The following is a 12,529-nucleotide window of genomic DNA, read 5'->3' as shown; positions in this document are numbered from 1 at the left end:
TACATTGGCCAAGTAAGAGCAATACCTGCTTTTTACTTATAAATCAAAAGAACCGTCCCTTTGATTTTAAAAATGCAGTCGCATTAACGACTGCATTTTTAAATTAAATTTATCTTCTACCCTTTCGTCTTCTACATCTATGTCTACAATACCTGTTATTTTCTTTTTCCTTACAATAAAGGTCTGTAGAACCACATTCTGGACATATTTTCTCATTGTTTTGATTTTCCTCTATATCCTCAACTCTACTTTCCCATTCATTGCCGCATTCATTACATTTTATAGTACATAGATTTCTAGTATAGTTTCCTCCCCTTATTCTAATTGCCTTTCCATTAACAAGACTATCTGCTATCTTCTTTTTAGCTGAGTTATATATTCTTTGAAAAGTCTGCCTTGATATTGCCATTCTTTCAGCACATGATTCTTGGTCTAATCCCTCAAGGTCTTTAAGCCTTACTGCTTCCAATTCTTCAATCTTTAAAATATTTTCTTCTAATTCACATGCCGGAATATTTGAAGGCTTAAAATGTTTATATTCAGGAATAATTTCAACTCTTCTCCATTTAACCGGTCTAGGCATCAAATTACCTCCTACTAGTCAATAAATTAATATAGTATATATTATACTACTTATTATCCTAATTTTTAAATAGATTATTTAACTTTGTAAAATACCTAGACCAAATATTATAATATTTCTGCTGCAAGTTGGGCTAATCTTGACCTTTCTCCCTTTTCAAAGTTTACATGTCCAGCCTCTATATATTCCTTAAATTTTTCTACTACATATGTCAAACCATTATTAGCAGAATCTAAATAAGGATGATCAATCTGTTCTGGGTCTCCAACTAATACTATTTTACTATTTTCTCCTACCCTAGAAACTATTGTTTTTACTTCATGTTTAGTAAGATTTTGGGCTTCATCTATTATAATAAACTGATTTGGGATAGTTCTCCCCCTAATAAAAGTCAATGCCTCTACATGAAGCCTTTTTAATCCCACAACAATATCATCTATACTATCCTCTTTATTAGCATCAAATATAAACTCAAGGTTATCATATATGGGCTGCATCCAAGGCCTTATCTTTTCATCTTTATCTCCAGGTAAAAAACCTATTTCATTTCCCATTGGTACAATTGGTCTAGCAACTAAAAGCCTTTTATATAATCCTAATTCTTCTGTTTTATATAAACCTGCTGCTAAAGCAAGTAGAGTTTTTCCCGTTCCGGCTCTTCCTGTAAGGGTTACAAGCGGAATAGAATCATCTAACAACAATTCAAATGCCATCTTCTGCTGTACATTTCTTGGGTATATTCCCCATATTTCTCTTTCATTTATTCTTAATGGTTCTATTACTTTATCCCTGGGATTATAATATGAAAGGGCTGATTGAGAAGACCCTAGTTGATCTTTAAGGATTGCAAATTGGTGTGGGTAAAATTTATAACGATTAAAAGGCTCAATTGAAGTGTCTAAAAACCCCTTACTGTAAAATTCGTCTATAAAACTAGGAGGTACATCTATAGTGACATATCCTATATACATATCATTAAATTGTACTATTTTATCTGAAAGGTAATCTTCTGAAGGAATACCTAAAGCATCAGCCTTTATTCTTACTAAAACATCTTTACTCACCATTACAACTTTATTAGGATTTTCTTTTTTCTCCTCTTCAATTTTTAAATTTAATGCTACTGCAATAATTCTATTATCATTATTTATTTCATGAAAATATTCTTTAACATTACCTAAATGTTTATGGTTAAGTTCTATTCTAATAGTTCCTCCTCCATCTAGGGTTATTCCATTACTTATATCCCCTTTTTCCCTTAACTTATCAAGGGTTCTAGAAACTTTCCTTGCATTTCTCCCTATCTCATCCCCTAGTCTTTTTTTCTTATCTAATTCTTCTAATACTACTGCAGGTATTATAACATCATTGTCTTCAAAAACAAAAAGTGAATTTGGGTCTTCAAGTAAAACACTTGTGTCTAGAACATAAATTTTTTTCAAAATTACGCCCCCTAACTTTTTTCTGTTTACTTTATTATTATTCATATACCCTAAAAATTTTTCCAATTATATTTTATTAAACTCATATTAATCCTTAATTAAAGTGTTGTTAAATATTATTTTCATATGGTAAGCTTTTACCTACTTTAATAGTAGTTTTTTTTATTATATACTTATAATGATAATTATAAAAGCCTAACTATAAGGAGGAACTAGCCTTGGACAATGGCTTCTTTTATTTTTTACAAAAAGAAAAGGGGATAAGTTTGAATCCACAACAGAAACAGGCAGTATTACATAAAGATGGTCCAGCAGTTGTATTAGCTGTACCCGGTGCTGGCAAAACTACTGTACTTATTTGTAGAACAGCAAATCTTGTAATGAATTACAACATTAATCCTAAAAACATATTGTCTATAACTTTTTCCAAAGCATCTGCAAAGGATATGAAGAAGAGGTTTTACCAAGTTTTTGGTGACTTTGTTAGGACTAAGGTGGAATTTTCTACTATACATAGATTTGCCTATAGTGTATTAAGGCATTACTATAAGAAAAATAAAATAAATTGGACTTTAATTGAAAGTAAAGACTCAGATATAAATAAGTCTAACTTATTAAAAGAATTATATAGAAGTATAAACAGAAGCCATATTAATGACGATAAATTAGAGGAACTATCTAACACTATTAGTTATGTAAAAAATATGATGATAGAAATAGATGATTTTAATAAACATAAGAATTTTGGTATAGAAAATTTTGATAGAATATTTTCTCAATATGAATGGTATAAAAGGAAATATAACTACATAGACTTTGACGATATGCTTACTGAAACATTAAAAATTCTAAAGAAAGACAATATTTTACTTAATCAATGTAAAGAAAGATACAAATACATTCAAGTAGATGAAGGACAAGATGTTTCTAAAGTTCAAAATGAAATCATAAAGCTTCTAGCCTACCCTCTTAACAATCTTTTTGTGGTTGCTGATGATGACCAATCTATCTATGGTTTTAGAGGGGCATATCCAGAATATTTACTTAATTTTAATCGTGTTTATCCTAATGCTAAAACCTTTTTTATGGAAGAAAATTATCGTTCATCTAATAACATAGTCTCTGTATGTAATGACTTTATAAAAGAAAACACAATAAGATATGAAAAGAATATGTTCACAAAAAATAATAGTATAAAGCCTGTGACTATAGTTAAGCTTAATGATGAGTATGATCAATTAGATTATATAATAGATAAGCTTAAAAAATGTAACAATTTATCTGAAGTTGCAATACTTTATAGAAACAATATATCATCAATAAGTTTAATCGATAGGTTGCATAAGGAAAATATTCCCTTTTATATAAAAGATTTAAAGCTTCATTTTTTCAAACATTGGGTAGTAAAAGATATAACTAATTTTTTGAAATTAGCCCTTGATAATAGTGACATTAATGCATTTGAAAAGGTATATTTTAAAATGAATGGATATATTCCTAAGAGAGCTTTAAATTACATCATTGAAAATACAAATAATGGCTCAGTTTTTGAAAGATTACTTAAATATCCTGATTTTAAATCATTCCAAAAAGATAATATTTTAAGGTTAGAATCTGACTTTAACTCTATATTAAAAATGAAACCCCAACAGGCAATGGAGTTTATAGAAAACAATTTAGAATATAGAAATTTTTTAAAAGACAACTGCAAAAAATTTGGTTTTTCATATGAAAGTGGACAAATGGTCCTTTCTACACTTAAGCTTTTAAGTGTTGATACTAATTCACCTATAGAATTTTTATCTAAATTAGAAGGTTTAAAGGGTTTCATTGACAGTATTAAAAATAAAAAAAGCCAAAATGCTTTAACTTTGACTACTATTCATTCAGCTAAAGGTCTAGAATTTGATAAGGTATATATGATTGATCTTATAGATGGTGAATTTCCTACTATAGGTAGTATAAAGGATTTTGATGAAGGTAATATTAGTCCACTAGAAGAAGAGAGAAGACTTTTCTATGTGGGAATGACACGAGCTAAAACTATATTAGATTTAATTGTTGTTAATTATAAAAATGGTGAAAATGTATATCCATCAAGATTTATTAATGAACTAGAAGAAATTTTAGAAAAGTATAATCTTGAAAATAATATCTCTAAATTTAAATATAAGTCAGGAACATTAGTTAAACATAAGAAATTTGGAAAGGGAAAAATAAAATCTATTGAAGATAATATTATTACGATAGATTTCCATAGTAAAGGGATAAAAAAGTTTGCTCTTGACCTTTGTGTAAAAAATAATATTTTAGATATACTATAATTTTAGTTTTAATGGGGGTAATGTAAAATGGAGCGAAATATTTTACATATTGATATGGATGCCTTCTTTGCTGCTGTTGAGATAAAAGATAATCCAAAACTAAAAGATAAACCGGTTATTGTAGGAGGAACAAGCAGTAGAGGTGTAGTTTCAACCTGTTCCTATGAGGCCAGAAAATATGGAGTTCACTCTGCTATGCCCATGTATATAGCAAAACAAAAATGCCCCCATGGAATTTTTCTATCTCCTAGAAAAGAAAGGTATAAAGAAGTTTCAAAAAAGATATTTCAGATTTTGTATAAAATTACTGACTTAGTTGAACCCCTCTCTATAGATGAAGCATACCTTGATGTGACAAATGTAAAAAAGACACCAAAGGAAATAGCATATTTTATTAAAGAACATATTATGAAAGAAACAGGTTTAACTGTATCAATTGGAATTTCTTATAATAAATTTCTTGCAAAGCTTGCATCTGACTGGAATAAGCCCAATGGTCTAAAGATTATAACAAAGGATATGGTTCCAGATATTTTAAAGCCACTATCTATTGATAAAGTCTACGGTATAGGTAAAAAATCTGCTGAAAAACTTAATTATATAGGTATATATACTATAGATGACCTTCTAAACCTTTCACAGGATTACCTAATAGAAATATTAGGTAAATTAGGACTAGAAATTTACAATAGAATTCGTGGAATAGATAATAGACCAGTAAAGGTAAGTAGAAAAATAAAATCACTAGGAAGGGAAACAACTCTTAAAAAAGATACTAATAATAAAACCTATCTAAAAAAATATTTATTAGAGTTTTCAAAAGACATCTCCCATTCACTTAATAGGCGAAAACTATATGCTAAAACTATAACTATTAAAATAAAAACCTCCAGTTTCGAAATACATACCAAAAGTAAAACACTAAATGAATATATAAGTTCATTTAGTGATATATACAATGTAGCAGTAGATATTTTAGAAGAAATAGAGTTAAAGGAACCTTTAAGGTTAATAGGGCTTACTGCATCCAACTTTTCAGATAACCCTATTGAACAATTAAGCTTTTTTGATAATCTTTGGTAATAATAACCTTTAGTTAAATTATTGACTAAATTATAAATTCATGCTACAATAATCCCTAGTAAACCTATAGGAATAATAAGATTTATGTTAATACTTAAATAATTTTAGGAGGTGTTCCCTTTGAATATCAGTATATTAGTTGGGTTACTACTTTTAGGTATTTTATACTTAATTCAAAGACAAAAGGTCAGCTTTGGTATTAGAGTTTTAACCGCAATGGGTTTAGGTATAGCATTTGGTACAATCTTTAAACAAGATGCTCAAAGTATGGTTCCTATAGGATATGGATTTGTAAAATTAATCAAAATGCTAGTTATGCCATTAGTTGTAGCAGCTATAATTTCAAGTATAACTTCATTAGATAACCCTACTCAATTAAGAAAAATAGGTTTTAAAACTATTGGATGGTTCCTATTTACTGCTGCTATTGCAAGTTTAATAGGAATTGTAGTTGCAAATGTTTTAGATTTAGGAGCAGGTATGAATTTTGCCCAAGATACTTCTTACAAAGCTAGAGAAATTCCTAAACTTTCTAGTGTTTTCCTTGACTTAGTTCCTTCAAATCCTATTGCAGAAATGGCTAATGGTAAAATACTACCTGTAATTATATTCTCTGTTCTTATAGGAATTGCTCTAACTATTGAAAACACAAGGAAACCTGAAGTTATAAAACCTGTTAAAGAATTTATTGAAGGTTTTACACAACTTATGTTTAGAGTAACCAAAATGGTACTAAAATTAACACCTTATGGTGTATTTGGTTTAATGGCTAATGTTGCAAGTAAATATGGAATTTCAACACTTCTTCCACTTGGAAAAGTAGTTATAGCAGTTTATCTAGCAGCAATATTACAGATAGGATTAACTTATGGAAGTCTGTTAACTTTTGTTGCTAAGGTTAATCCAATTCGATTCTTTAAAAAGGTTTATCCAGCACAAGTTGTTGCCTTTACAACTAGAAGTAGTTACGGAACATTACCTGTAACATTAAGAACCCTTAAAGAAAGGGTAAAAATTTCAGAAAAGATAGCAACATTTGTTGCTCCATTAGGGGCTACAATTAATATGGATGGATGTGGAGGATTATATCCAGCAATAGTAGCCGTATTTGTTGCTAAAGTATTTAATATAGACTTAACATTAACACATTATATTATGTTAATAACAACTGCTACTTTAGCTTCAATAGGAACAGCTGGAGTTCCAGGTACAGCTTCAATTATGACTACCGTTGTATTAACAAGCTTAGGATTACCACTTGAAGGTATTGCAATGGTTCTTGGCATAGATGCTGTATTAGATATGGCAAGAACATGTGTTAATGTTACTGGTGATACAGTAGTTTCTTTACTAGTAGCTAATTCAGAAAAGCAATTTGACAGAGAAGGATTTAATAGAGATACAAAAGAATCATTAGAATTAAATCCTTAATAAAAAAGAACGGCTTAAAGCCGTTCTTTTTTGCTTTTTATATATTAATTGCTTGTTTTTCGGATTTCATTTTAAACTTATAGTCATACATCCTCTTATCCGCTATATTTACTAATTCCTTATATGTTTTACCATCCTCTGGATAATTAGCTATACCATAACTAAAACTACAGATAATTTTTTCATTTTCTATCTTTATTGGACATTCATGAAAACTTTTGAGTAAAGACTCTAATTTTCTTTCTAACTTTTCATAGCTAATATTAAAAAATACAGCTATAAATTCATCTCCTCCATACCTTGCCAGCAGGTCGTAATCACACATATTTTTCTTTAAATGATTTGAAAATTTCTTAATTAGTTTGTCTCCAGACAAATGTCCAAATTTATCATTTATTGGTTTAAGTCCATTTAAATCAAATAATACAAGTGAAAATTTTTCCTTACTTTTTTCTTTTAGATGTTTTTTAAATAACTCTTCAAAATATCTCCTATTATATACATTAGTTAGCTGGTCATAACGTGATAACTTAATTATTTCTTTATATAACAGATGTTTTTTTAATGCTACTTCTATCTGACTTCTAAAATAATCAAGCATTAAACGGTCGTCTTCTGTAAAAGCATTTTTTCGTTCACTATCTATATTGAGCATTCCATATAGTTTTCCATGTATTATAATTGGAGCACTTATTGTAGACCCAATAGACCAATTTTCTGGATTAGCTGAAAACTCCAATACTTTTGTATCTTTTAATGCTTTAACATCATTAATGATAATTGTTCTATCAACTTTGCCACCACTTTTTATCCAAAGGAAAGACTCATCTAGTTTTAAATTAAAGTTTTCCATTTTTTCTGGGTCATATCCTTTATATGCAGCTGGAATTAATTTTTTATTTTCATCAAGTATAAGAATACTTCCAACCCTTGCATGGTCAATTACTTCTAAGGCTTTCTCAAGTATGAGGTGATATAAAGCCTTAATATTATCTACCCCTATAATAGATTGGGTGATTTTAAGCATTGAATCCTTTAGTTTTATTAATCTATCCAACTGGTCTTGTGCCCTTTTTTGGTCTGTCACATCATATGCATTTACTATAATGGCTTCTTGCCCATTATACATTATCTTATTTGCAGTAAAATTAACCCAATAGTTTTTTCCAGATTTAGTTTTAATCTTTATTATATTCTTAAGGGCATTATTTTTCCAAAATTTGTTGCTTAACTTTTTTCTAACAAAACCCTTCATTTCATCACTAATTAAATCTTCCCATTTTTTTCTATAGAGCTCATCAAGGGTATATCCTGTAAGTTGGACTGTTCTAGGGTTTGCATATATAATTTTGTCTTTCTGGATTAAAAATATTGAAGATGGGCAGTTTTCTAAAAAACTTTGAAACTTATCTTCTTCTGATTCTAGTGGAGAAAATTCTGAACTTATATTATAAATATCTTGACCATCTTCTTTACTGAAACTATTTAGCTTTTTATCTCTAATAAATGAATATAGTAGAAATAATTCTAAAATAAAAATCGTAAAAACCGAAAAAAGTATTATATTTTTATCCTTGTGTATTATACATAAGGTAATAAGAAGCAGTTGCCCAATAATAAATAAGGGTAAAACTTTATTTCTCTTAGCATAGCTAAAAAATTCCTTTGGAAAATTTCCCTTCATTAACTCCACCTTCCATTACTTATATTCCCTATATATAATTATTAATTTAAAAGACCTATTGACACTCTTCCCTATTATTAAAATAGTTTTAAGTCTATGGAAATGTACCAATCATGCTCTTATTTATAGGAATTTTGTTTATTTTCCAAAAATTTGTTATTATTAATATTCTATTTAAACAAATAAAAATCCTCTTAATTTTAAAATTTTTAAGTAAACTTTTTTCTAAATGAGGTAATCATTTTGGAAACAGAAACTGTTTTTTTAGAATAATTTAGCGCAGACTAAAGTCTGCGCTAAATCTTTTAATTTCTTTAATTGTCAACTGTAAATTGTCAATTGTTAATTATTTTTACGCTAATCCTTTCTTAATCTTTCCTCGAAGTATTATATATATTATAAATGTTAATCCTATAATCCATCCTATATAATTTATTAAATTACCCCAAGTTGCAGTATTAAGCAATATACCCTTAAATCCAGTAAAAATCCAATAGGGTGGAGCCCAATAAAGTAAAAAGTGTTTACTTTGTGGAAGTAGTATAGCACCTATTATAGTTAATGAAAGAATTAAGAATATTATTTTCATATTAGCTATTCCTGTAATTTGATTACTGCTTATTATCCCAACAACAAACCCTACAACTATTCCTACTAATGAGCTTGCAAGTGTCATTATTAAAACCATAGTATTATCTACTTCAGTTATTCCTAATATCCAGAGTATTAGGAAAACATGGATTATTGGTAGAATTAATCCAGTAATACTTTTCCCAATTATATATTCAAATTTAGTCATAGGAGTAACATTTAAAGCCTTTAGTGTATTAGCCTCTTTTTCTTCAATAATGTTAAATCCTATAATTATTCCTCCAATTAATATTGCAATTAATATTAATGAAATAGTACCAATAGTTGCTACAGGTGATTCTTCAAGGCCTAAGCTATTAACCTTAAACTCTACATTTAAATCCTCATTACTTATTATTTCTCTAATAATCATTTTGGGAATTTCCTTTGTATCATGTGCTTCATTTCCCTGTAGTATTAAAACAAACTCCCCATTTTCATTTTTGGTTATTCCTGCAATATCATCAATATTCTCTACCCTAGTTTTTATTTCATCTACTGTCCCATATAATTCTACATCACCATACTTTTTAAATTCATTTACAATTTCTGTATCTAGTTTAGCATCAACAGCAAATTGTAATCCAGCTGACTGTGCACTAGGAATAAAAAACCTAAACCCAATTGTTAAAAGTATTGGAGCAATAATCATATACAAAATTATATAATCTCTAAAACTGCTTAATATATCTCTTTTAAATATAGATAATATTCTTCTCATTTATATTTCCCCCTTAATCTCTAGCAGCAGTAATCTTATATGAAAATACAGATACAATGAATGTCATTATACTCAACACAATAAAGGTTAATATAGTTGAGTAGATAATCTCTACATTACCAGTTGGAAAAACAGCCTCTCTTATGGCAAACAATAGTGGATAGGTTGGCAATATTTTTATATAAGTTGGTGCAAAACTGGGTAGTAAATAAGAAACCATTGGTAATGCAAATAGTATATTAATTGCTGCTACCCATATAAAAGACTGTGATAAATTGTCGAAGAAGCTAGCTATTATAAGCCCAAGGGCAGAAGAAAATATACTTCCTACTATAACTAATCCAAATAAAGCAAGGTAATTAGCATTAAATCCTACTACTATTCCTGTACAGACTATAGTTGAAATCAATCCCAATATAATCATTAATGTTATTTTTGATGCAAGATATTCTTGAATTCTTCCTGGTGAAACCATATATGCTCTAATTGTTCCTTCATCCTTTTCCATAAACACTAATGCTAATATTAAAACAAATCCTAACATTGTAGGTTCAGTTAGTAAAAATATTGGAAGGATACTTTTGTTAAATGGAATTCTTTCCATTTCTACATCTTTATTTAAAATATTAGTTTTAACGTCTATTTTTCTTCCTAAACTCTCATTAATAGAATTTTTCATTGATAAAACAAGTGTATTTATTACTTTTTTATTTTCATATCCCTGTGTTATAAATTCTATAACTGGTTTTCCATTAGACTCAGTAACAAACATTCCAATACTATTATCCTTTTTCTTCATATTTTCAATAATTTCTTCTCTAGAATTAACCCTATTTACATTGGGATGCTCTCTTTCAGATTCCATTATTATTTCATCAATATTCTCCCTCATATCTCCCTGATATTCTACATGATAAAATATTGCAGGTTTTATTGAGGTATCTTCAGGGACTAAAAAATTTACAATTAAAGCAAAAATAATCGCAACTGCAATTACTACCACAAAATAGTAGTTTCTAACCCCTGTTATAATATCTTTTTTTAGTAATGCAAAATATCTATTTAACATTTACTTTAACCCCCTACCTGTAACTTTTATAAATATTTCTTCAAGGGTTGCTTCTTGAGAATGTATTGTTTCTATTTTTCCTTCATTAACTAACTTATTCAATTTATCCCTATCTTTATCATTAATTAGAGAAAGTCTTTCCCTTTTTAATTTATTGTTTTCCTTATACTCTACTTTTACTAGTTGTTCTCCATATTTTAACTTTAGATTTCTTGGTGAATCAATTACTTCTATTTTTCCTTCATTTATAAAAGCAACTCTGTCACAAAGTTCATCAGCTATATGCATATTATGTGTTGTTAAAAATATTGTAGTTCCTTCATCTTTTTTCTTTTTAATTATATCTTTTATGTTACTAGCTGTTGTTGGGTCTAATCCTGATATAGGCTCATCTAAAAACCATAATTGAGGATTATTAATAAGTGATCTTGCAAATACTAATCTCTGTTTCATACCCTTTGAATAATCTCCTGCTTTTTTGTTAACTGCATCTTCTAATCCAACCATTTTTAATAATACCTTTGGATCCTCTGTTGGTACACTAAAAAGCTTTTTATAAAATTCTAGATTTTCATAACCAGTTAATTTACTATAAATATTAGGGTGTTCAAAGGATACTCCTATTAAGTTAAACAGTTTTTCAGTAGGTTTCTTTACATCTATCCCAGCAATTGATGCTTCTCCCTTTTGTAATGGTAATAATCCTGTTAATATTTTTTGAGTAGTAGATTTTCCAGCCCCATTTGGACCTAGAAATCCAAATATTTCTCCTTTTTTTATTTCAAAGCTTATTCCCTTTACTGCATAGTTATCATCTTTAGTATAGGAATGATATAGATTTTTAACCTTTAACATTTTAATTCCCCTTATTTTTATTCTTAATTCCATTTTCAATAATATAAAGCATTTTATCTACAAAAGCCATAATCTCCATTTCATCTTCCCCTTTTACCTCTTTTATAAAGTATTCTGATATTGATATACTTAAAGATGTAATTACATATGCTACTAAATCTATATCTATATTTGGATCAATATCACCATTGTCTATACCTTGTGTTAATAATTGCTTAAATAAATTGTTACTTTTTTTAATTCCACTTTCTAAAATTTCATCTTTTAAATTACTATCAGTATCCCTAACAAAATTATTGGCTATTTCTGATAATTTGGGATTATCTTTAGCAAATTTAATCCCTGCTAAATACAATTCTCTAACAATCTGAAAAAAGTTTAGCCTATTAAGATTATTCATAACATAGGTTAAATATTTTAGCTTTTTCTGGGTTGAGATATCAATAATGTACTTATATAGGTCTTTTTTGTCTTCAAAATATTGATAAAAACTTCCTTTGGCAATCCCTGACTTTTTAACTATCCTATTAATACTGGCTTTATGGTATGAATACTTAGCAAATTCATCTATTGCTGAATCAAGTATTTTTTCCCTTTTATCTTCTGGTAGATTGAAAAAAGTATTTTTAGGCATTTAATATCTCTCCTTTCCATTATATGACCACATGGTCATATCGAATGTAAAAAAATATGACTACAAGGTCATG

General features: G+C 28.3%; 10 protein-coding genes. 3 read left to right on the top strand and 7 right to left on the bottom strand.

Going from position 1 to position 12,529, the window contains the following annotated elements; translation table 11 throughout:
* Window positions 1–109 precede the first annotated feature (109 nt).
* Both BET03_RS05585 and BET03_RS05580 read right to left on the bottom strand, forming a co-directional pair.
* Window positions 110–583, bottom strand: coding sequence for a DUF134 domain-containing protein (locus tag BET03_RS05585; protein WP_120168179.1), 474 nt, complete (start codon window positions 581–583; stop codon window positions 110–112).
* A 107-nt stretch (window positions 584–690) separates the two neighbouring features.
* A complete protein-coding gene (locus BET03_RS05580) occupies window positions 691–2,025 on the bottom strand; it encodes a PhoH family protein (protein ID WP_120168177.1) in 1,335 nt (444 codons plus the stop codon).
* Between the two features lie 218 nt (window positions 2,026–2,243).
* On the opposite strand from BET03_RS05580, the gene BET03_RS05575 reads away from it, so the two are divergent.
* The 3 genes from BET03_RS05575 (at window position 2,244) to BET03_RS05565 (ending at window position 6,863) form a co-directional block, all read left to right on the top strand.
* Window positions 2,244–4,349: an ATP-dependent helicase gene (locus tag BET03_RS05575; RefSeq protein ID WP_207666038.1), complete on the top strand. Its 2,106-nt coding sequence runs from the start codon at window positions 2,244–2,246 to the stop codon at window positions 4,347–4,349.
* 27 nt (window positions 4,350–4,376) lie between these two features.
* On the top strand, window positions 4,377–5,432 hold the full coding sequence (locus BET03_RS05570) for a DNA polymerase IV (protein ID WP_120168175.1): 1,056 nt from the start codon (window positions 4,377–4,379) through the stop codon (window positions 5,430–5,432).
* Window positions 5,433–5,552: 120 nt separating this feature from the next.
* On the top strand, window positions 5,553–6,863 hold the full coding sequence (locus tag BET03_RS05565; RefSeq protein ID WP_120168173.1) for a dicarboxylate/amino acid:cation symporter: 1,311 nt from the start codon (window positions 5,553–5,555) through the stop codon (window positions 6,861–6,863).
* A 37-nt stretch (window positions 6,864–6,900) separates the two neighbouring features.
* Here the strand turns inward: BET03_RS05565 and BET03_RS05560 are convergent, their stop codons facing one another.
* The 5 genes from BET03_RS05560 to BET03_RS05540 form a co-directional block, all read right to left on the bottom strand.
* Window positions 6,901–8,547: a sensor domain-containing diguanylate cyclase gene (locus BET03_RS05560; RefSeq protein ID WP_120168170.1), complete on the bottom strand. Its 1,647-nt coding sequence runs from the start codon at window positions 8,545–8,547 to the stop codon at window positions 6,901–6,903.
* A 352-nt stretch (window positions 8,548–8,899) separates the two neighbouring features.
* Complete coding sequence (locus BET03_RS05555) at window positions 8,900–9,898, bottom strand: ABC transporter permease (RefSeq protein ID WP_120168168.1); 999 nt, start codon at window positions 9,896–9,898, stop codon at window positions 8,900–8,902.
* Window positions 9,899–9,911: 13 nt separating this feature from the next.
* Complete coding sequence (locus BET03_RS05550) at window positions 9,912–10,967, bottom strand: ABC transporter permease (protein ID WP_120168166.1); 1,056 nt, start codon at window positions 10,965–10,967, stop codon at window positions 9,912–9,914.
* A complete protein-coding gene (locus tag BET03_RS05545; RefSeq protein WP_120168189.1) occupies window positions 10,968–11,822 on the bottom strand; it encodes an ABC transporter ATP-binding protein in 855 nt (284 codons plus the stop codon).
* 1 nt (window position 11,823) lies between these two features.
* Entirely contained in the window at window positions 11,824–12,456 is a 633-nt protein-coding gene (locus tag BET03_RS05540; protein WP_120168164.1) for a TetR/AcrR family transcriptional regulator, read from the bottom strand.
* Window positions 12,457–12,529: the final 73 nt, after the last annotated feature.

Origin of the sequence: Thermohalobacter berrensis (assembly GCF_003609645.1) — a bacterium.
Lineage (GTDB): Bacteria > Bacillota > Clostridia > Tissierellales > Thermohalobacteraceae > Thermohalobacter > Thermohalobacter berrensis.
This window is presented reverse-complemented; position numbering and strand designations above follow the sequence as displayed.

Bases quoted from the DNA above. Each gene is read 5' to 3' on its own strand.
- BET03_RS05560 (WP_120168170.1), bottom strand. From the start codon at position 8,547: ATGAAGGGAAATTTTCCAAAGGAATTTTTTAGCTATGCTAAGAGAAAT.
- BET03_RS05570 (WP_120168175.1), top strand. From the start codon at position 4,377: ATGGAGCGAAATATTTTACATATTGATATGGATGCCTTCTTTGCTGCT.
- BET03_RS05545 (WP_120168189.1), bottom strand. From the start codon at position 11,822: ATGTTAAAGGTTAAAAATCTATATCATTCCTATACTAAAGATGATAAC.
- BET03_RS05585 (WP_120168179.1), bottom strand. From the start codon at position 583: ATGCCTAGACCGGTTAAATGGAGAAGAGTTGAAATTATTCCTGAATAT.
- BET03_RS05555 (WP_120168168.1), bottom strand. From the start codon at position 9,898: ATGAGAAGAATATTATCTATATTTAAAAGAGATATATTAAGCAGTTTT.
- BET03_RS05540 (WP_120168164.1), bottom strand. From the start codon at position 12,456: ATGCCTAAAAATACTTTTTTCAATCTACCAGAAGATAAAAGGGAAAAA.
- BET03_RS05550 (WP_120168166.1), bottom strand. From the start codon at position 10,967: ATGTTAAATAGATATTTTGCATTACTAAAAAAAGATATTATAACAGGG.